Annotated in this window: 16 protein-coding genes; 9 read left to right on the top strand and 7 right to left on the bottom strand. The window is 43.0% G+C overall.

The features are described 5' to 3' along the window. Positions 1-20: 20 nt before the first annotated feature. Complete coding sequence (locus ATS74_RS04580; protein WP_058547772.1) at positions 21-2,432, bottom strand: TonB-dependent receptor; 2,412 nt, start codon at positions 2,430-2,432, stop codon at positions 21-23. A 141-nt stretch (positions 2,433-2,573) separates the two neighbouring features. Between ATS74_RS04580 and ATS74_RS04575 the strand changes: the two genes are divergently transcribed. Beyond that, complete coding sequence (locus ATS74_RS04575; RefSeq protein ID WP_058547771.1) at positions 2,574-2,990, top strand: MerC domain-containing protein; 417 nt, start codon at positions 2,574-2,576, stop codon at positions 2,988-2,990. A 392-nt stretch (positions 2,991-3,382) separates the two neighbouring features. Then, on the top strand, positions 3,383-4,219 hold the full coding sequence (locus ATS74_RS04570; RefSeq protein WP_058547770.1) for an alpha/beta hydrolase: 837 nt from the start codon (positions 3,383-3,385) through the stop codon (positions 4,217-4,219). Between the two features lie 22 nt (positions 4,220-4,241). Here ATS74_RS04570 and ATS74_RS04565 read toward each other — a convergent pair whose 3' ends face one another. From ATS74_RS04565 to ATS74_RS04540, 6 genes are all read right to left on the bottom strand, one after another. Then, positions 4,242-5,144 carry a homocysteine S-methyltransferase family protein gene (locus ATS74_RS04565; RefSeq protein ID WP_058547769.1) on the bottom strand — a complete coding sequence of 301 codons (903 nt, stop codon included), beginning with the start codon at positions 5,142-5,144 and terminating at the stop codon, positions 4,242-4,244. 166 nt (positions 5,145-5,310) lie between these two features. Further along, the gene (locus tag ATS74_RS04560; RefSeq protein ID WP_004586033.1) at positions 5,311-5,556 is read right to left on the bottom strand and encodes a DUF3297 family protein; all 246 of its coding nucleotides are present in this window, start codon (positions 5,554-5,556) and stop codon (positions 5,311-5,313) included. 70 nt (positions 5,557-5,626) lie between these two features. Continuing rightward, positions 5,627-6,631 (bottom strand): YeiH family protein, encoded by a 1,005-nt coding sequence (locus ATS74_RS04555; RefSeq protein ID WP_058547768.1) that lies wholly within the window; start codon positions 6,629-6,631, stop codon positions 5,627-5,629. Beyond that, positions 6,631-7,626, bottom strand: a complete 996-nt coding sequence (locus ATS74_RS04550) for a TauD/TfdA family dioxygenase (protein ID WP_058547767.1) — start codon at positions 7,624-7,626, stop codon at positions 6,631-6,633. Before ATS74_RS04550 ends, ATS74_RS04555 begins: the two co-directional genes overlap by 1 nt. Before the next feature lie 9 nt (positions 7,627-7,635). Beyond that, positions 7,636-8,598, bottom strand: coding sequence for an aldo/keto reductase (locus ATS74_RS04545; RefSeq protein ID WP_058547766.1), 963 nt, complete (start codon positions 8,596-8,598; stop codon positions 7,636-7,638). A 215-nt stretch (positions 8,599-8,813) separates the two neighbouring features. Further along, positions 8,814-9,563 (bottom strand): GntR family transcriptional regulator, encoded by a 750-nt coding sequence (locus ATS74_RS04540; protein ID WP_058547765.1) that lies wholly within the window; start codon positions 9,561-9,563, stop codon positions 8,814-8,816. A 170-nt stretch (positions 9,564-9,733) separates the two neighbouring features. Here ATS74_RS04540 and ATS74_RS04535 point away from each other — a divergent pair, with 170 nt between their 5' ends. The 7 genes from ATS74_RS04535 to ATS74_RS04505 all read left to right on the top strand — a co-directional run bounded on the left by ATS74_RS04535 (position 9,734) and on the right by ATS74_RS04505 (position 21,790). Then, the gene (locus ATS74_RS04535; protein ID WP_235591992.1) at positions 9,734-10,501 is read left to right on the top strand and encodes a sulfite exporter TauE/SafE family protein; all 768 of its coding nucleotides are present in this window, start codon (positions 9,734-9,736) and stop codon (positions 10,499-10,501) included. Positions 10,502-10,609: 108 nt separating this feature from the next. Continuing rightward, the gene (locus ATS74_RS04530) at positions 10,610-12,670 is read left to right on the top strand and encodes a glycoside hydrolase family 31 protein (RefSeq protein WP_058547764.1); all 2,061 of its coding nucleotides are present in this window, start codon (positions 10,610-10,612) and stop codon (positions 12,668-12,670) included. A 101-nt stretch (positions 12,671-12,771) separates the two neighbouring features. Then, a complete protein-coding gene (locus tag ATS74_RS04525) occupies positions 12,772-14,511 on the top strand; it encodes a solute:sodium symporter family transporter (protein WP_201023017.1) in 1,740 nt (579 codons plus the stop codon). 375 nt (positions 14,512-14,886) lie between these two features. Continuing rightward, a complete protein-coding gene (locus tag ATS74_RS04520) occupies positions 14,887-17,322 on the top strand; it encodes a TonB-dependent receptor (protein WP_058547763.1) in 2,436 nt (811 codons plus the stop codon). Positions 17,323-17,531: 209 nt separating this feature from the next. Next, positions 17,532-19,115, top strand: coding sequence for an alkaline phosphatase (locus ATS74_RS04515; RefSeq protein WP_058547762.1), 1,584 nt, complete (start codon positions 17,532-17,534; stop codon positions 19,113-19,115). 11 nt (positions 19,116-19,126) lie between these two features. Then, positions 19,127-20,914 (top strand): alkaline phosphatase, encoded by a 1,788-nt coding sequence (locus tag ATS74_RS04510; RefSeq protein ID WP_058547781.1) that lies wholly within the window; start codon positions 19,127-19,129, stop codon positions 20,912-20,914. A gap of 162 nt (positions 20,915-21,076) precedes the next feature. Continuing rightward, positions 21,077-21,790, top strand: coding sequence for a hypothetical protein (locus ATS74_RS04505; protein WP_058547761.1), 714 nt, complete (start codon positions 21,077-21,079; stop codon positions 21,788-21,790). The last annotated feature ends 385 nt before the right edge of the window (positions 21,791-22,175 follow it).

Here is a 22,175-nt window from a genome sequence, read left to right as displayed (position 1 = left end):
TAATTATAATTTTTTAACGCTTAAAAATAACCGCGAATACCTAGCGCAAAACTACGTCCTGGACGTGGTGCTATATCTTTTACAAACGAGCTGTGCACGCGTGCCTCTGTATCTGTTAAGTTGGTACCTCGTAGGTACACAGACATATCTTGGTTTAATACTGAAAGGTCATAAGAGATGCTTGCATCAACCAATGTGTAACCGTCTGTGGCTGTTTCTTGTGGGGCTGTGCGGTCTTGCTTTTGATAGCGAGTAACGTGAATATGCGCACTGAGTTTATCTGTTTGATAGCTTAGCTCGCTACCAAAACGAAGCGGTGGTGTACGGGGTAAATCGCCGCCGTCTTTAAGGCGTGCACGAACGTAATCTGAGAATAAATCTACTTTAAATTCATCAGTTAATTGCCACGCAATTTGCGCTTCAAACCCGTGTAAAATTACGTCGTCTGTTTTAAATAAATAAACCGGCAGTTCTGATGAATGGTCGTGTTCGTCAGCGCCTTCTTCTTCATCGCCATGGTCGTGGCCACTTTCGGCGAATAAACCGGTGTCTATTTGGTAATAGTAATTATCTACTTGGTTGTAAAAGGCATTTAAAATAAAGCCAATATCGCCTTGGGTTTTACGTAGTGTTAAATCGATATTATTGGCTGTTTCTAGGTCAATTGTTTGACTAGATAAACCTAAATGGCCGTCTTCATCTAAATCAAATAGTGCACCTACTTCGTAAGTGCCAGTACCAATGTGTGGCCCAAACGATAACAATTCAGAGGCAGAAGGCGCACGTTCAGAGCGCGATACAGAAAGTCCTAAATTATAGTTAGGTGTAAAATCCCACACTACGCCTGCAGATAAACTGATTGGCGTAAATTCGTGCTCTACGTCAAATACACGAGTGGTTTCTGCGCTTTCTTCGTGGTCGTGATCATGCTCGTCGGCTTCTTGCGCCTCATCGTGTGCATGAGCGTCAATATTTGGCAGTAACACGTCGCCTGCTTCAATGGTTACACGCTCTATACGCCCACCTACTTGCACTAAAAAATCACCAAAGTGTCTTTCTTCCATTAGCGCTACAGCAAAGCTTTCGGTTTCTGATGGAGGAGTAAAGGCCTCTTCACCTTGTGCTTCTACATCACTTTGTTTGTAATGAAAGCTAATGCCGCCATTCCACTCGTTAAATTGGTTATGCAGTAGGTCTATACGTAATTCATTTGTTTCGTTTTTAAATGTGGTGCCTACAGCGCCACCTTCAATTTCAGCGTGTTCGTAGTCGGTGTGGCCAACGCGTAGGTTTACTTTGTTTAGCCATTTATTATCTAGGTTGTACTCACCTAATAATTGCACTTTTGTTTGCTCTAAATCAGCAAATACGCTTTCTTCTTCGTCGCTGTGTTCTTCCTCTTCTTCATCGCCGTGCGTATGGCCCGGAATACCGTATTGACGATTAAATTGCTCTACTGCTAAGCCAATAAAGCCGTTATCCATTAAGTAGCTAGCGCCAACAGTAAAACCGTCAGACTGTTCATTACTGTTTTCAACAGTGTAATCGCCACTATTGCCTTCACCGTCGCTATCTATATCTGCGGCTACAGGCACCTCGTAGTCGTCGGCCTCACGCCAAAATGCATCGGCGTAAAAAGCCACCGAGTCTGTGCCTGTGGTGGCATTAAACGAGGCTACTTTTTGGTTATCTACTGAGTTATGTTCTACGTTCCACTCGCCGCGTGTTGTGCTATCGGTTGGTACGCGGCTATCTACCACATTAACTACACCACCAATCGCTCCGCTACCATAGAACAGTGTTGCTGGGCCGCGTAATACTTCAATTTGTTGTGCGGTAGACGCTTCTGATGCAACAGAATGGTCGGGGCCAACGCGCGACATATCACTTACATCAAGGCCATTTTGAGTTATGAGTACACGCGGGCCGCTTAAACCACGAATAATTGGTGTACTGGCTACTTTACCGTGAAAGTTAGTATTAACACCTGGGAGTTTTTCAAGGCTGTCGCCAAGTGTTGCAGCTTGTTGTCGTCTTAGTTGTTCGCCAGATAAAACGCTAACAGGTGAGGCAGATTCCATTGCCGACATATGAATAGGGGTTGCTTCAATATCAATAACTTCAATAGGCGAGCGCTTTAAATTAAACGTAACCGATTGGGTTTCATCATTCGTTATTGTTATATCGCGATGAAGATGCGCATAACCTGGCGCCACAACATGAAGCTCTTTTAAGCCATTGTTTAGCTCTGCAATAACAAATTTACCGTTTTCGTCGGTGGTGACTGTAAGGTCTGAACCTTCAACCTCTATGGTTGCGTTGGTAACTATTTTACCTTGATTGTTTAAAACAACGCCTTCAATTGTGGATGCCAGTACACTTGCTGGCAATAAAGCTGCGATGAGAACAGCTAATTGTGATCTAGGTTTCATTTGACTACCTTGTTGGATGTTATATTATATCAATTATGCGAGAAATGTTATAATGTATCAATAGTAATTAACTGTTGTTACTAAAATGTCTCCTTAAAAGTAACGCTTTTGAGTAGAGGCACTAATTTAGTAGAGGAAATAATGAAGTCGAGTCAAAGTGTTATGGATCGTATGGCGATTGGGTTATCGTTAATGTGTACAGTGCATTGTTTTGCAACCCCGGTTATTTTAGCGCTATTGCCAAGCTTTGCTGTACTGCAAATAGATAGTGAACAATTTCATTTATGGATTCTTGCAGCAGTATTACCCACCAGTTTATTAGCATTGAGCCTAGGCTGTAAAAAGCATAAGCGTAAGCGTTACATGGCCTGCGGCGTTATTGGGCTGTCTTTTATGATATGTGCGGTATTGCTAGGGCATGAAATAGCCGAAAAAGCGCTAACCTTAATAGGCTCAGCGTTTATTGCTGTAGCTCATTGGTTTAATTATCAACAATGCCTTAAACAAAATGAGGATAATTGCCCGTGTTCAAGCGCTGAATCTGATCAGGTAGCTTAGCGTTTTCAGTGCTACAAATAGCTAACATGTAGCACTGTTCTAAATTTTAATAGCCTAAAGCTAAAAGTGAGTTAAAGTAATTATCCAATATTGGTTTATTACGCTTGGCTTAGGCTAGGGCGTGCTGATCTTTGCGGATTGAAATTTGTTCAATCTAGGGGCGATTAAATCGCGGCGCGAGGTTTGCAACCTAGTGGGCTAAGTAAAAACCGAGTAACAAAGAGTTTATCGCCCCTAGGCAGAACCCGAAGGGCAGCGCATGTTTGGCATTTATGCTGCGTTATCGCCTATTTATGGGGAGTAACCACACTTCATAGGCTCTGCCTTGCCTAAAAACCAAACATACTGCTGCAAATTCAACCATCAAGGATCAACACGCCCTAATGAATATAATGAATACTGCTTTAAAATACTTACTGTTACTTTGCGCTTTTATGTGTTTTAAATTAAGCGCAAATACCCCCTACCAAATCCCTAGAAGCAGCGTTATAGAGCTCACTGAGCTCGCAACCAATCGGGTATATCCTGTTTTTATTCAGCTCCCTAAGTCATATAAAAAGCACCCTGAAAAAATATATCCAGTTATTTATTTAACCGATGCACCGTATACGTTTCCTATTGTGGCGGGAGCTACGCGGTTTCCTATGAATAGCGGCAATATGCAAGAGGCTATTATTGTGGCCATTAGCTACGAAAAAGGATCTAGAGGGTCTAATAGTCGAATTAGAGACTACACACCAAATAAGGCTAAAAGCTGGAAAAAACAAACCGGTAATGCTCACAACCATGCGCTGTTTTTAAAAAATACTGTGCTGCCATTTATACAAAGTAACTACCGAGCAAGTAGCACACAAAAAACCTATATAGGTAATTCTTTAGGCGGGTTATTTGGTGCCACTATTTTATTTACGATGCCCGATTTATTTAACAATTATATTATTGGCAGCCCATCAGTTTGGTTTAACAGCAATGCAGTATTAGCGCTACAAGCACATAAGCCTAAAGTGCCTACAAAGGTTTATATATCGGTAGGGGCAAAGGAAACGCCAAGCTTTGGTGAAGGGCAAAATATGGTGGCAGGGGCAAAGCTATTAACGCAAAAAATTAATGCACTTAGCAGTGATAATATTGAACTAAAAAGCGTTGTTATTGAAGGGGCGAGCCATGCAACCGCATTTCCTACTACAGCGATACAAGGGCTTGATTGGGTGACAGCAAATAAGCCCTAATATTTATAAAGGCACTAAAAGCTTAAGCGCTTTCAAGTGCCTGCTTCCAGCTTGCCAGCACTTCAATAAACTCTGGACCAATACCACAGCAGCCGCCAATAACACTTGCGCCCTGGCTGTACCACGTCTTTGAAAAATTTAGGTATTCTGCAGGTGAAATATCGCGGTACGCTTGCGATCCTTCGTTGGCTTTGTAGTCGCGCGCTATAGGTGTAAAGCCATTAGCAAACGCCCCTAAAACAACACTTTTATTTTGCTTGGCTAATACTGCGTTAGTATCGCTAAAGGCTTGCTCTATAACCTCAGGGATTGAGCAGTTAAAGAAAATACCAGCAACGTTTTGTTCAAGCAAAGCCGCTACTGCGTCACTTACCAGTTCACCAGAGCGAAGTTTAGCTTGCTCGCTTACCACATCATTTAAGGTAAATGCGTAATAACATGGCTTGTTTGAGCCTTTAAGTACGCTTGCCATAACGTGTGCTTCTTCAATGCTCGATATGGTTTCGCCAATCCATAAATCTACGTGCTCGTCTTGCGCTTTATATAGCGTATCTAAAATAGTAAAAGCGCGTTCGCTCTCAAATAGCTCTGGGCGGTAAGAGCCAAATGCGGGTGGTAATGAGCCTGCTACTAATACATTTTGTTTAGCGTTTTGAGCTACTTCTTTTGCTATAACGGCAGCTTGCTGTGCAAGGGCTGCACCTTGAGCTTGGTATAGCGCTTCACCTAAATGAAAGGGCACACAAGCATAGCTATTAACGGTAATAATTTCAGCGCCTGCGTCTATAAAACCTTGGTGAGCCTGCGTTACAAAATGCGGGGCTTCTATTAGTGCTTGTGCACTCCACAGTGGCTGTGTAAACGGCGCGCCAATACGCTTAAGTTCGCGTCCCATACCGCCATCTAAAATAGTGAGTTTATTCATAACAAGCCTTTGTGTATCTGTACAATATGGCGCTATTCAACCATGTTTTTAATAAAATCATAATGAAACTTCATCACCTTTAACATGAAAGAAGCTCAATGCTTTTCAATAGGTATAAAAAAAGCGACATCTCGTAGGAGAGTCGCTTATTTAAGTAAGATTGAGCTTACTTATAAAATACCTCTACCGTACCTTTTACTTTCATAAGTAATGGCTGACCGCGACGGTCTAGCGCTTTAGGTGCGGCAATTTTAATCCAACCTTCGCTAATGCAGTATTCTTCTACGTCAAAGCGTTCTTTGCCATTTAAGCTTACGCCAATTTCGTGTTCAAACACTTCTTCTACGTAATGCTTGCTACGTGGGTTAATAGAAAGCTGATCAGGTAATGCTGGTTTTGTTGAATCGGTCATGGTTTTAATCTTTATTAAAAAGTGATGCGCTATTGTAGGCAATCCACTCAATACGCTCAAGGTTTAATGCTTAGCTACACAATACAAAGCCAAGTATTAACAGTGCTATCCAAATTGTTTCAGCAATAATCATTATTATTGGTTTTAAGCCTACCTCGGTGAGTTTTCCTAAGTTTGTTTTCATACCAATGGCGGCTATGGCGGCAATTAAAAAGAATCGAGAAAGCTCGTTAGCGGTTTCGAGCACGATAGCTGGTAGGTTAAAGGTGCTGTTAATAAGCATTAAAATAACAAAGCCAATTAAAAATCCTGGTACTTTTGGCAACTCGCCATGGTTACCTTTATTTGAGCGATTAATAACCACCATCATAATAAGTACTACTGGTAACAGCATGGCCACCCGTACTAGTTTGGTAAGTGTTGCTATATCGCCAGTTTCGGGCGATACCGAATAACCAGCACCGACTACTTGGGCTACATCGTGTATAGTGCCACCTAAAAATACGCCTGCGTTATGTGCATCAAATTCAAGGTAGTTAACCACAATAGGGTATAAAATCATCGCAATTGTCGACATGGCCGTTACGCCAATTACGGTAAGTAACGTATCGCGCTCTTTATGCTCGCTGTTTGGCATAATAGATGAAATAGCTAGTGCTGCTGATGCACCACAAATAGCGACTGAGCCGCCGGTGAGTGCGCCAAAGCGTTTTTGCAAACCAAATACACGGGCAAGTACAACCCCTAAAATAATGGTGGTAAATATAGCGCCAGCTAGCATTAGGGCTGTTTGCCAGCCCAGTGTAACCAAATCGCCCAGTGCTATACGTGTGCCAAGTAAAACAATGCCTACGCGTAAAACCGTGGTGCCAGTAAAGTCTATGCCTTTAGCGCACGGGCTATCACTTTGATATAAAAACGACACCGCCATACCTAATAATAAAGCAAACAGCATAGCGGGTGCGCCATAGTGCTCACTTAAAAATAAAGCGGCAAGGCCAGTCATTGCAGCAATACTGGCACCTTGCCATAGCGGGGAAATTTTTACTTTTAATGCACCACTTAAGTTTTGCATTAGGCGTTAGCTGCCGTAAGGGCAACAAGTACTTGGCGTTTACGCTCGCCAGTAAATGGGCGGCGACCATGCATAGCCATTTCGTTATCAACTAAGGCTACATCGCCATCTTGCCACGCTAAATCAAAGGTAAATTCTTTTGATAGCTCAACAATTTTTTCAAGCCCTTGCTTAGGAATAGCGCTGCCATCGCCAAAGGTAATAGCAACCGATGGGTTTTCGCGTACGCCTTTCCAGCCCATGTAAGCGGCAATAAGTTGGTTATAAAAAACCTGTACGCCGTTTTCAAGCGTAACTACCGCAGGTAAAACCGGAGTAATTGCTTTTAAAGAGCCATCCTCTAGCCATTCCCACTCGTAACCTAGCTCGGTAAGTTTGCTATGTGCTTCTTCTTTAGTTTCAACACTTAGGGTGCTTTTCCAACTACGGCCTTGGCCCGATGTTGCATCGTCGGCTGCGGGCATATAAGTGGTGTACTTTAAGCCTTTTTGCTCAAAGTCATCGGCTAATTGGCTATCAAATTGCTTTAATGCGCTAAATAATTTATCTGAGCGACAAAGCGGTGTCGCGCCGCCTTCCTCAGCTGCCGATTTACAAAAAAAGAACAGCTTACTTGGCGAAATAGGTGTTTGTGCCATTTCGTGATGAAGGTAAATTTCTACATCTTTGGGTGCTTCGTTAGCGGTAAATACACGCTCGGTAAAGTTAATACGTACCGCGTTAGATAACGACTCTTGGTACGTAAAGTTGTCGTAATCAAACCCCGCTGAAAACGTATCAAAGGTTTCGGCGCTATCAACAGGAAAGCCTCTAAACAATACAGCGCCTGAGCTGCGTAGTTTTTTAGCCAACTCGCTTTTGTGAGCGCGAATAAAAGCTACCGCTTCTTCAACGGTGCTGGCGTTATTGTTATTAACCACAATGCACGGAAAAACCGAGTCATCAAACGTTAATTGAGTAGGCACTTGGGCATAGTTAAGTTCGGTAGCTGACATTTTATTATCCTAATCGTAAATAGGGTGAAAACGGTTAAAGGCAGCTTCACAAAAGTGCCCAGGGTCGTTAAAACGGCGGTTGCTATTAAGCGCAGAAATTTGCGCCATTTCTTGCTCTGTTAATTCAAAGTCGAACAGCGCGAGATTTTCTTTCATGCGTTCAAATTTAGAGGTTTTAGGAATAATGGCAGTGCCGCGTTGCACGCCCCAACGCAGCACAACTTGTGCTGGTGTTTTGCCATGGTTTTGCGCCGCAGCTTTTACTACGCTTTGCTCAAGTACCGACTCTGTTTGATCGGCCATTTCAAGCTCAAGGTACGAAAGCGCACCGAGCGGCGAAAACGCAGTAACCGGAATATCGTACTGTTTGGCAAGCCTTATGAGTCGCTCTTGCGTTAAATAAGGGTGCGACTCAATTTGCAGCATGGCAGGCTTAATTGTGGCGTAGGTCATTAAATCGTGAATAAGTGCGCTTGAGTAGTTACACACACCAATGCGTTTTGCTTTGTTGTTATGTACTTGCTCTTCCATTGCTTGCCACGTTAAATACAGTGGCACTTTTGCCAGCTCCATTTGTGGGTTTTGTGCATCTGGGTCTACAAACCACTCTGGCGGGTAGCGTGTTTCGATTGGTACAAACGTTTGCGCAATCGGAAAGTGAATTAAGTATAAGTCGAGGTAGTCGAGTTTTAAATCGCTCAAAGTTTTATCAATGGCTAGCTCTACATGCTCTGGCGCATGAAAGGTGTTCCATAGCTTTGACGTAACCCATAATTCTTCGCGAGTACAAAGGCCGTCGTTAATTGCTTGGGCTATGCCATCGCCAACTTGTTCTTCGTTGCCGTAGTCTGATGCGCAATCAAGGTGGCGGTAGCCTGCTTTAATGGCTTGGTATACTGTTTGTGCACAATCTTCTTGTGCTACTTTCCATAAACCGAACCCTACTGGAGGGATGTTATTTAATGAACTCATTGGGAATTCCTGTTAAAATTGCATAATGACTTAGGTCTTGTATAAGACATAAGTTATTATACGAATCTAACAGTGTCAACACTGTGTTAACCGCAAGGCAATAAATGAAAGGTGTTAAAAAACCTACAGGCAGCAAAAAGGCAGCGTTTGCTGCCTTTAAAAAATATTTAATAAGTGTGCGCTAATATAAATAATTAGCGGCTAAACGCGGTGAATCAATCAAGTTCAATTTGGTAGTGGTAATGATCGCTACGGCATCGGCTTAAACGGTATTCTATGCGTTTACCTTCGATTGATTCGGTAATGCGCGATACTAATAAAAGTGGCTCGCCTGCTTTAATCGCCAGTAGTTTAGCGTCGGTTTCATCTGCTAAAACGGCTTTAATGCTGTCTTGGGTTTTATGTACAGTTTGGTTAAATTTGGTTTGGTAGTAATGGTACAATGTATGCGGAATATCACTACTTTGATGTATATCAGGAAAGAAACTTTGCGGTAGGTATATAGTTTCGCTCATACAAAATTCATTATCGAGAATACGTCTGCGCACAAGCTTAGTGACTTTGTCTTTTTTATTAAGTTGCAGCGCATCAATAACATCTTGTGGTGCAGGGCAAAGCTCAACTGATAATAGCTCGGCTTTAGGTAGGTCGGCGCCTTTACCGTCGGCCTGTAGCGGAAAAAACCTAAACAGGGCATCTTGCGCGGTATGCTCAGATACAAACGTACCAACACCTTGGCGTCGAGTGACTATTTTATCGTCAGTTAATAAATTAAGTGCTTTACGAACAGTGCCTTGGCTTACATTAAATTCTTCAGCAAGGCGAAATTCGCTTGGTAATGCTTCGCCAGGAACCCAGCGTCTTTCTACAATGAGCTGTTTAATATAATCAGCCACTTGTAAGTAAAGTGGTTGAAAAGCCAAGCTTGGGCCACTTAATTTGTGATCAAACATAGAGTTACTCATTGTTATTTACCATTAAATATAATCCACCTGTATTTATATCATAGGTGAAAACTTTTGCGCATCTTTGCGCAAGCTCAATTAATTGTGAACTATTGCAATACAGTTTGTTTTTACATTATGCCTAAAAACAAATCGTTACACTACAATAGCGCACATCTAGGAAATTTAAAGTGCTCAGTATTTCGTTAGAACTCATATTGATTATGGCGCTGTGCCTAAGCCTTGCCACCATAATGCAAACGCTTAGCGGGTTTGGCTTTGGATTGCTGGTGGTTGCCAGTTTTACGCTGCTAGATGTTTTACCGCTCACCGCGACTACATTTTTAGTGAGCTTATTGGGTTTGGTTAACTCCACAACGGTGGTGGTTAAAAACCGCAGCTCGGTAAAAGTTCCCGAGCTTAAACTAATGTTGTATACCGGCATTCCGTTAATGCTGATAGGTTTTATACTGCTTGAATATATGTCGTCGCATTTAACGCAATTTTTAAACTTTATTTTAGGCATTAGTATTTTGCTGTGTTGTGGCTTAATGCTAATTGGCCGTGAAAGAGCGAACAAACAAAGCAGTAGTAGCTCATTTTTAATTGCAGGCGGTGTAAGTGGGTTATTGGGCGGGTTGTTTTCAACCTCGGGGCCGCCGCTGGTTTTTCAGTGCTATAAACAAAGTTGGTCTATTGAAGCCATACGCAGCACGTTACTAGCGGTATTTACTATTGGCGGCTTAGTCCGTGTTGGTATTGCCTTATTTGGCACCTTACCCGAGCTCGACATTATGTTTTTAATTGCAGCGGCCATACCGCTGGTATTATTAGTAACGCAATTTGCTCGTAAATTAACGCCTTACGTCGATGCAAAATGGATTCGTATAATAGCAATCGCATTGCTTGGCCTAAGTGGCGTTTCGCTGGTGGCTACATCGGCACCGGGTATATTTTAAAAGTAACGATGTAAATTAACTTAACTTGAGTTTATTTACGTTGACATGGGGATTACAATTATTTAACTTGTGTCTTATACAAGACTAATAATTGGTTAAGGAACTCCCATGAATGCATTTGAATTACGTGAGCCAGACTGGAACGCAATAGAGCCAGCACGCTTGACTGCAGAGCCTAAGTTACAAGGCCATGTGCTAGTTTTACCGACTCAATTTGGCGAGGTTAGCGTTACAATAAGCCAGTTTGGTTTACGTTTAAATGCAGGCACCACGCATGACGAGACGTTTAAAATATTAACCACCACCCCTTCAAACTTACCGCTATCACTTAATAAATTAGACCAAGGGTTTGCAGCCACCGCCGGTGAGTACCGCTTAGAATTTTACAGCGACCCGTTTTACTTTAAGCTTTATAAAAACGATAAATTAGTACAGCAATCAGCAACCGATGGCCACTTTGTGCGCCAGCACCGTTTACCGCCACTGGCTAAAACCGATAACGGTTGGATTTTAAGCCTAGAGCTTAATTATGACGAAGCCGTATACGGGCTTGGCGAAAAATGGGGCAAGCTTGATAAACGCGGCCAACTTATTCGTTCATACAACCACGATGCGCTAGGCGTTAACGCCGAAAAGTCTTATAAAAATACGCCATACGCATGGAGCCCAGAGGGCTGGAACTTATTTGTACACACACCAGCGCCTGTTACACATGGTGTAGGTTACGCGCTTTGGTCGCAACGTGCTTATGTGTGCTTAGTAGAAGACGACGCGCTAGATGTATTTTTATACCAAGAGCAAACGCCTGCACAAAGTATTAATCGCTACTGCGAACTAACCGGTTTTGCACCGGTACCACCACAGTGGAGTTTTGGTGTTATTTTATCAAAAGCATATTACAAAGACGCCGACGAGCTATTAAGTGTAGCCCGCGAAGTACGCGCTAAAAATATGCCGTGCGATGTAATTACCCTTGATGGCCGTGCATGGCAAGACACCGACACTCGCTTTGCCTTTGAATGGGACCCAACACGTTACGCCGACCCAAAACCTGTGCTTGATGAACTAAAAGCCATGGATTTTAAAATTTGTGTGTGGGAATACCCAATGATCTCGGTAAACAACCCATTATTTGCTAAAGCGGCCGAAAACGGCTGGCTAATAAAAGACAAACGCACAGGTAAAGCATATCAATACGAGTGGGATTTAAGCCCCTTTGGCGAAGTACTTACACCATTACCAGAGTCGGGTATTTTAGATTTTACTCACCCCGATGCTTACGAATACTGGCTGGAGTCGCACAAGCCATTGTTTGAGCTTGGCGTAGATATGATAAAAGCAGACTTTGGCGAACAGCTAGAAGACGAAAACATGGTATCGCACAGTGGCGACAGCGGTATTAGACTGCATAATGTTTATAGCATGCTGTACAACCGCTGCGTTTATGAAGCCGCCGAAAAATACTGTAAAACAGGGCCATTTTTATTTAGCCGCTCAGCGTGGACTGGCAGCCAACGCTTCCCAGCACAATGGGGTGGTGACCCACAGGCCGATTGGCAAGGTTTAGCAGCGAGCATTCGCGGCAGCTTAGCGTGGGGCATGTCGGGCGGGCCATTTTTTGCAACCGACATTGGCGGTTTTTACAAAGACACTCGCGATGCAGAGCTTTATGTTCGCTGGGCGCAAGCGTCGGTATTTAGTGCGCATATGCGCTTACATGGTATTGGCCCGCGCGAACCGTGGTCATACACCGAGCAAGCAAGTGACGCAGTATTTGCAGCGCTTAAATTACGCTATCAGTTAATTCCGTACTTACAAGAGTGTGCAGAGCAAGCGCAGCAAACAGGGCTGCCTATTCAGCGCGCTATGGCACTGGCGTTTCCTGATGACGTACTGGCACATAGTTTTGATCAGCAATTTATGTGCGGCGAAAAACTCCTTGTTGTGCCATGTGTAGTACCAAACGGTAAAGTTAAATTTTATTTACCACAGGGCGAGTGGGTACGCTTCCCTGATGCACAAACGTACCAAGGCGGAAAATATTACGAAGAAACACTTGAGCTTACACAAATGGCGGTGTTTGTTCGTAAAGGCGATACGCTCATGCTAGGCCCAGATGTTCAACACACAGAACAAGACATGAGCCAGCTAACAGCATGGCCAAAATAAAACTCGGTTAATAGCAAGCACACACAACACACGTAACACACACAATAATAAAGATATTAGCTTACTTTTTACCGAGTAAAGTAAGCTAAAAGGGGCGCAAGATGGAAGGTATGAACATTACCATGACACTGCTATCGTGCTTGGCGTTTATGGCGCTGGTAGGATATATCTCGTACCAAAAAACCAAAGGGGAAGTTAACACCCAAGACGGCTACTTTTTAGCGGGGCGTGGTTTAACAGGTACATTTATAGCGGGGTCGATGATCCTCACTAACTTATCGGCCGAGCAGCTTATTGGCTTAAATGGCTCAGCGTATGGTTACAACCTAAGTTCAATGGCGTGGGAAGTAACAGCTGGGATATCAACCATTATAATGGCGCTGATCTTTTTACCGCGGTATTTAGCCGGCGCGTTTTCTACCTTGCCTGAATTTTTACGGGATCGTTTTGACGATACCGTACGCCGCATGACGGTGATCTTATTTATGGTAGGGTATTGTTTTATAACGATCCCTTCTGTTTTGTACTCAGGATCAATCGCGGTTCTTAGGCTGTTTGATGTACCTACCTTATTAAATATGAGCTACCAAGCAAGCTTAATTGTAACCATTATTACAGTAGGCTCCGTGGGCGCTATTTACGCGGTATTTGGCGGTTTAAAGGCAGTTGCAGTATCAGATACCATTAACGGTGTTGGGTTATTAATTATTGGTATTTTAGTGCCTACACTTGGGCTTATTGCCCTTGGCGATGGCAATTTTGCCGATGGCCTAAGTACACTTGTAAACACCGATACCGAAAAGCTTAACGCTATCGGTAGCAGTGAAGATCCCGTGCCATTTGGCACCATTTTTACCGGTATGATCCTCGCTAATTTATTTTACTGGGGCACAAATCAGTACGTGATCCAGCGTACATTGGGCGCCAAAAACTTAGTAGAAGGTCAAAAGGGCGTGTTGTTTTCAGGGTACTTTAAAGTGCTAGTGCCCTTTATGATGATGATCCCAGGCGTAATTGCGTATCACCTTTACAAGCACGAAAGCTTACAAACCATTGATTTAGCTTACCCACATTTAGTTAAAGATGTACTGCCTCAGTACTTATCTGGGTTCTTTTTAGCGGTGCTACTAGGTGCGGTATTTAGCTCGTTTAATTCACTGCTAAATAGTGCAGCCACATTGTTTTGTTTAGATGTTTACAAACCAATGAAAAAAGACAAAGTAAGCGATGAAAAGCTAATTAAAGTGGCCAAAATTACCAGTATTGTAATTGCTATATTGTCGTTTATTACTGCGCCATTACTGATGTTTGCGCCAGAAGGTTTATGGCACATTATTCGTGTATTTACAGGCTTTTATAACATTCCGGTCATCACAATTGTATTAGTGGGTTTGTTTACCCGCAAAGTGCCTGCACTGGGCGCTAAAGTGGCCATTATCTTCCATATTATTGCCTACACTTTGCTTAAATTTGTGTGGGACGTAGACATTAACTTTATTCATATTTACGCCATTTTGTTCTTAATTGAATTGGCGATAATGCTCGGTATTGGTTACTACAAACCACTTAAAACGCCATGGCAATTTACTCGTAAAGCTGAGGTAGACCTTAATCCTTGGAAATACGCATTACCTTGCGCAATTGTATTAGTAAGCTTGATTGTTAGCTTATATATATTATTTTCGCCACTCGGATTGGTTGGTGGAACGAGTGTGTACTTTGTACCAAGTTTAGCTGCTGTATGGTCTACAGCCTTAGTGCTTAGCTGGTGGAGCGTACGCCGATGGCATAAGCGTTACGAAAATAGCTTAGCGCATATTGGCGTTGTTAAAGGCACATAATACCAATGTGCAATAATACTTAATCATTTTGCGGGGCTAAACGTGTCGCTACCTGCGTTAAAAAATTCTCATTTAGAATAACTAAATAGCGAATTTTTTGCCTAGCTATCAACACGTTTTTCCAGCCTCAAAATAGATTACTTAATTAAGCGAGTTGGTATAACGCGCCGTTATATTCTGTATATAAATTTAAAATTACAAATTATTCACATAATGATTGCATTTAGAAGATTGTTTGTTTAAGTTTAAAGCTCTTGTATAAGACATAAGAGCATATAAGAAAAGTATTTCAACACACTGACACCGCTTTATTAGCAACCCACACAATTGCTAGCGCGGTACCACACAGCACACACGCACAATATGGAGAATGACATGAGAGCTAAAAAGTCCGTCTTAAGCTTGGCAGTCACGTTAGCAATGACAACCGGTTTAGCACTAAGCACGCAAGTATACGCGCAGCAAGAGCAAGCCGAGCAAGAACAACAAAAAACAGCAGAAGCTACAAACGATTCATTTGAAAAAATAGTAGTTACCTCGCAAAAGCGAACGCAAAGCTTAAGTGAAGTGCCGCTTGCGGTATCAGTGCTTAATGGTGATCAGATTGACTCTGCATTTGCTAATAACATGGAAGGCTTACAGTCACTTGTGCCCTCGGTGAGCTTTAGAAAAGGCACCACAACCCGTAACTCAGCGCTAACGGTGCGCGGTATTGGTACTATTTCGTTTAGTATTGCCGCTGAGCCAAGTGTGGCCACTGTAGTTGATGGCGTAGTACTTGGCCGCTCTGGTCAAGCCTTTGCCGATTTATATGATGTAGACCGCATTGAAGTACTGCGCGGCCCACAAGGTACCTTATTTGGTAAAAATGCCTCTGCGGGTGTGGTAAACATAACGACAAAAGATCCTTCGTACGACACAACCGGCAGCGTAGAAACCTCGTTTTATCAAGATAACGAATACCGATTTAAAGGCGTTGTAAGCGGTGGTTTAACCGACGATTTAGCAGCAAGCTTAACCGTGTTTAAAGGTAAGTTTGATGGCTACATTGATAACGTTTACAACAACGAAAAAGTAAACGGTTACGACCGTGAAGGCGCACGCGCCGTATTTAAATACGAGCCAGAAGATGATTTAAGCGTAAAATTTATTGCTGAATTTTATAATGCAGACGACGACTGTTGTGCCGATTTAGAAGCCCTACCAAGTGGCCGTAATCCAGATTCGCAAGCAGTACCAGACAGCAACGGCATTGTTGATGGCGTAGCCGATATTGACCTAGATCAGCGCAAAGTGGATCACGATTACGAGTCGCGCACTATTGATGAACATAGCGCGTTTTCGGTGCAGGTTGATAAAACTATTGGCGATTACACGTATACCTCAATTACAGCGCAGCGCTCGTGGGATAACACAGAATACCGCGAAGGCGACTTTACCTCTATTGCTGGCGACAGTAACGACCCTGTATTCGATGCACCGTTTCAGTTGCACGACTTAGGCGCACAGCAATGGGATCAGTTTTCCCAAGAGTTTAGAGTTACCTCAAATCTAGCAGGCCCATTTAACTATGTTGCTGGTTTATTTTACTGGAACATGGACTCACAACGTAACTTTACTCGTGATGCGAGTTGTCAAAATAACGGTGGCCAATTAGATGCTGCAATGGCGAATTACGCGCAAAATAACCTATCGGGCGCAGAGCTTGATGCCGCACTTGCCGATTTAGATGGTTACGCACAAGGTTTAGGTGTTAGCTGTAACGCTAACGATATTGTGTCGGCAACCGCATATATGAGCACCGAGTTTAACAACTGGGCAGCCTTTGCCGACGGTACTTACGATTTATCTGAAGATTTACGCGTACTATTTGGTATTCGTTACACCGACGACGAAGTGTCGTACACGCATCGCCGTGTAAGTAACGATGTATATGGCCGAACCGGTGTAGGCGTACGCCCAGCAACACTAAATACTGACGATGCAGGCAAAGCAGAAGAAACCAACGTATCGGGTCGTTTAGGTATGCAATACGATTTAGGCGATGGCCAAATGGTATACGGTACTTATTCGCAAGGTTACAAAGGGCCTGGTTTTAATATTTATTATAACTTTAACCCTGACAACGACAGCCGTGAAATATCGCCAGAAGAGTCAGACGCGTTTGAGCTTGGTTACAAATACGCAAGCCGCGAGTTTGTGTTTAACATGGCACTTTTCAGAACAGAAATTGAAGGCTTTCAAGCTAACAATTTTGACTGTTCAGACGGCACCTGTATTACCCGCTTAACAAACGCGGGCGATGTAAGTACGCAAGGTGTTGAAGTTGACTTTATGTGGGCTGCAACCGACTCACTTACATTTACCGGTGGCGTAGCTTATATTAAAGCCGAAATTGACGAGTTTAATTGTCCGGCAGAAGTAGCAGCAGGCTCATGTACTGACCGATCTGGTTTAGATGTCCCATTTTCGCCAGATTTAAAATACTCACTAACAGCCGATTACTTTATTGAAACTGAGCATGGCTTTAACGTACACATAAATAGCTCATACATTTACACCGATGAGCAATACTCAGACTTACCCGACAACGTAGGCGAGTTTAACCCCGCGTCGTTACTGCCAGATTACGGAATTTTAAACGCAAGCGTTGGCTTATCGTTTAAAGATGATGCATTTAGAGTATCGCTTATTGCCAAAAACTTGACCGACGAAAGCTACGCAACTACTTACAGTGGTGACAACTTCCGTTACCAAATTCCGCGTGATGCAGAGCGTTACTTTGGCGTATCGTTTAAGGCACGTTTTTAATTTAATAAATACATCCCTGATATTATTTAAAAAGCGCAGCGTTTAACCGCTGCGCTTTTTTGTGTCTTAATTTTGTCATAGTTTAGTCATTGTTTTTTAATTAAAAGTACTCTTAGAGGTCACATCTGTTTTCTATAGTGCTGCGGTTACTTATTTGAGGTTTACGCTTCAAGCAAAAAATAACCACTACACTATGGGAATAATAAAGGATGAAAATTAAAAAAATTGCTGCGGCAGTTGGCTTAACGTTTATGTTGAGCACAGCAAGCCATGCCAATGTATTACCGCAAAGCCAAACAGATAATGACTGGTATACAAATGCCCAAACCACACTCGCCACAAAAACTACGCTTGCACAAAGCGAGCAAACAACAAAAGCTAAAAACGTTATTTTGTTTGTAGGCGACGGTATGGGTGTATCTACCCTTACTGCAGCACGTATCTTACAAGGACAAAGAGCGGGCGATTTAGGTGAAGAAGGTTATTTAAGCTTTGAAGAGTTCCCGTACTCAGCACAAGTAAAAACATACAACGTAGATGCACAAACACCAGATTCTGCTGGCACAATGACCGCGATGATCTCAGGGGTTAAGACCGATGTAGGCGTTATTGGTGTAGACGAAGATATAGAGCGCGGTGTGTGTTCAACTGTATCGGGTAATGAGCTTTTAACAGCAACAGAACTTGCTGAAATTAAAGGCCTAGCAACCGGTGTTATTTCAACAGCGCGTATTACCCATGCAACGCCAGCGGCAACCTATGCTAAATCGGCAGACCGTAACTGGGAAGATATCTCAGACATGCCAGAAACCGAAACTGCATGTGAAGACATTGCCTCGCAACTAGTTAATTTTGAAAAAAATCTAGAAGCACGTTTTGTAGGTACCGACGTAGACGGTCTTGATTTTGTAATGGGTGGCGGGCGTCGTCACTTTTTACCAAAAGATGAAGCAGCTAACTCAGCAGATGCACTTAGCGCTATAGAAGGCGATCGTACTGATGAACGTAACCTAGTTACTGAGTGGCAAACACAATACCCACAAGGTACTTATGTTATGGACCAAGCAGGCTTTGATGCTATTGCTGATGATGCGACTAAAGTATTTGGCTTATTCAACGAATCGCACATGCAATACGAAGCTGACCGCGCAAACGATATTGCCGGCGAGCCATCGCTTAGCGAAATGACTAGCAAAGCAATTGATGTATTAGGTAAAAACGAAAACGGCTTTTTCTTAACCGTTGAGTCGGGCCGTATTGATCACGCACACCACGCGGGTAATGCCTACAACGCACTTAACGACACCATAGAATTTGCTAAAGCCGTGCAAGCTGCGGTAGATAATACCAACCCAGAAGAAACCCTTATTTTAGTAACCGCCGATCACAGCCACGTATTTACTATTGCTGGCTACCCTAAACGCGGTAACCCAATTTTAGGCCAAGTAGTTGCCGTAGGCGAAACCACACCAAGCCTTGCTGCCGACGATATGCCATACACCACAGTAGGCTATGCAAATGGTTTAGGGTTTAGAAACTTAGTTGATGAAACAGATGCCGATGCAGCATATACAACTGGCCCAGTTGCTGGACGTGTAGAGCTTAGTGGCGTTGATACTACCAATGTTGGCTTTCACCAAGAAACCACAGTCCCTCTTGGCTCAGAAACCCATGCCGGTGAAGATATTTCGCTGCATGCAAAAGGCCCAGGTGCACAGCTAGCTCAAGGCGTAATTGAGCAAAACGTAGTATTTCATTTAATTAATCAAGCTCTTGAACTAACTCAGCAATAATGGCGGCTAACATGAACAAATTAACAGTACTTTCTTTAGCAGTAATGGTCGCGCTAGCAGGTTGTAGTGACGACGACAAAGACGAAAATAATATTCTCGCGGTAGATAACACCATTGCAGTAGGCTCTGAGCAATGTGTTAATGGCGGCGTAGAAACCCAAACTGGGGTAGATACAAACGGCAACGGCGTGCTAGATAGCGACGAAGTTACCTCTTCTAACTTAGTGTGTAATGCACCCGCTACGTCACTTACCAGCGAGCAACTTGCCACCTTAACGACTAACGCATGGTACGGCGATGCACAAACAAAGCTTGCGGCAACACAGCAAGCTAATAGCGAAGTGGTTACTGAGTCGGGCAAAGCGAAAAACGTTATATTATTTGTCGGCGACGGCATGGGTATTTCTACCGTAACAGCTGCGCGTATTTTAGCAGGCCAGCTTGAAGGCGGTTTAGGTGAAGATTACCAGTTAAGCTTTGAAAAAATGCCGTACTCAGGTTTTGTTAAAACTTACAACGTAGATGCACAAACACCGGATTCAGCAGGCACAATGACGGCAATGGTATCAGGTGTTAAAACCGATGTGGGCGTAATTGGTGTAGATGAAGACATTGAACGCGGCGACTGTGCCACGGTTACAGGCAACGAACTGGTTACCTCATTAGAGCTTGCTGAAATTGCCGGTAAAGCAACCGGCCTTATTTCAACAGCACGTATTACCCATGCAACACCTGCAGCAACGTATGCTAAATCGGCTGACCGTAACTGGGAAGATAACTCAGATATGCCAGAGGGCACTGAAGCCTGTGAAGATATTGCATCGCAACTTGTTAACTTTGAAGCCAACCTAGAGTCGCGTTATGCGGGTATTGATGTTGATGGCATTGATGTTGTAATGGGCGGCGGACGTCGTCACTTTTTACCAAAAGATGAAGCAGCAAATTCAGCCGATGCAGTAAGCGCAGTAGAAGGCGACCGTACTGATGGCCGCAACCTAGTAACCGAGTGGCAAACAACTTACCCAAGCGGCACTTACGTTATGGACCAAACAGGTTTTGATGCTATTAGCGACGATACCACTAAAGTATTTGGTTTATTTAACGAATCTCACATGCAATACGAAGCAGACCGCGCAAACGATGTAGCGGGCGAGCCTTCGCTTAGCGAAATGACCGAAAAAGCAATTAACGTACTAGATAACAACGACAATGGCTTTTTCTTATCGGTAGAAGCAGGGCGTATTGACCATGCACACCATGCGGGTAATGCCTACAATGCCCTAAACGACACAGTAGAGTTTGCAAAAGCTGTGCAAGTGGCAATGGAAAACACTAACCCAGAAGAAACGCTAATAGTAGTAACTGCCGATCACAGCCACGTATTTACTATTGCAGGCTACCCTAAACGTGGTAACCCAATATTAGGTAAAGTTGTTGCCGTAGGCGAAACCGAGCCAAGCCTAGCTGCCGACGATATGCCATACACCACAGTTGGTTACACTAATGGCTTAGGTTATAGAGATTTAGGCGATGAAACCAATGCCGATGCATCTTACTTAGCTGCACCGGTAACTGGGCGTGTAGATTTAACCGATGTTGATACAACTACAGCGGGCTTTCACCAAGAGTCGTTAGTACCTCTTGGCTCAGAAACTCACGCTGGTGAAGATGTTGGCGTTTACGCAATGGGCCCAGGCGCTCACTTAGTTACAGGCACTAACGAGCAAAGCTTTTTATTCCATGTAATGGACTTTGCAGCAGACTTAGTAACTACCGCTGATGAAAAAGTAACGCCATAAGTAATTTAATACGTACGCTCAGCACATAAAGTACGTATAAAAAATGGGGTATTTAAAAACAACTCGTACGCTGTGCGAGTTGTTTTTTTATGTCATAAAAATGCCACTGTAAATGGGTATGGTAATGCCTATTACAGTGACGTTTAAATAAGAGATAATTTAATGAAACTAGCATTATTTTTAATGGCAACACTTGCCAGTACCAGCACCCTAGCGCAGCAATGTAATATTGATAGCGCGCATTTAAAAGCCGACTATAAAATTACCAATACTCATAAAAACGAGCAAAGCACGCAATCACTTACGCTTTGGCGAAACAACTCACAAGTTGCACACCAACGAGAGGTAATTACTGAGCTTTGGCAGCACTTAGCTAACAAGCAAATTCGCCCAATTCGTTATTTTAATGCTCAGCAACGCGGTATTGAATATCAGCCATCTGAGGTACGCGGTGTACAAAGTTGGAGTGCTAAAAATCAGCTGGTGGATACGCATTTAATTGAAAAAATGACCCTAGTTAACACCCAAGGCAGCGGCTGCGATGAGGTAAAAAACTACACACTTACTGAGGGCGACAACCAATTTAAACTCGCTTTATTTACCAAATCAAACTTGGTTAAAAGCTTTAGCGTAACCAATAAAAAAAGCGATACCCATACTTTGCTAAACCTTAACGAGGTAAACAGTAATAAAGCAGAAATAACCGCACAGTTTGCCAAGTGGGATCGCTTTCAAACCACCGACTACGCCGACATAGGCGATAACGAAAACGACCCGTTTTTAGCAAAAATGATAAACCTTGGTTTTATTGAGCACAGCGCAACTGGCTTTTATAACCAGCAGGGTAAAGCGATTCAAGGCGGGCACCACCACTAGGTTTTTAAATGTTGTAGCTCATAGTTTGTTTGCTTTTTTGAGTGATGTTTACACTTCAATGGATTGGCGTCTATGGGCTACAACAAGTATTCTCACAGCAGACTTATTTAAGTCATACCTTTTTTGAGCAATCCTATCGAGTAACATTCTCTATTTTCTGAAAATAACCGAGCTGTCGAAAACTATTTATAGTTGGTAATAATTTATGCTATTTGATATTAATAGAGGTTCGCATAATAGGGACGTTTTGACGTGGAAATAGGAAAAATGTCCTTTGATAAAGTTATTATATTCAATCAACACTAATATCATCAATACTGGAAGATTATGGAAGTCGACTCAATAGAAAAGCTTAAAGCCACTAGAAATTTATTAAAAGCGAGCA

It is taken from the genome of Pseudoalteromonas sp. H103, from assembly GCF_001469205.1.
Taxonomy (GTDB): domain Bacteria; phylum Pseudomonadota; class Gammaproteobacteria; order Enterobacterales; family Alteromonadaceae; genus Pseudoalteromonas; species Pseudoalteromonas carrageenovora.
Note: the sequence above shows the minus strand (reverse complement) of the source record. Positions and strands in the feature narration are given on the sequence as shown.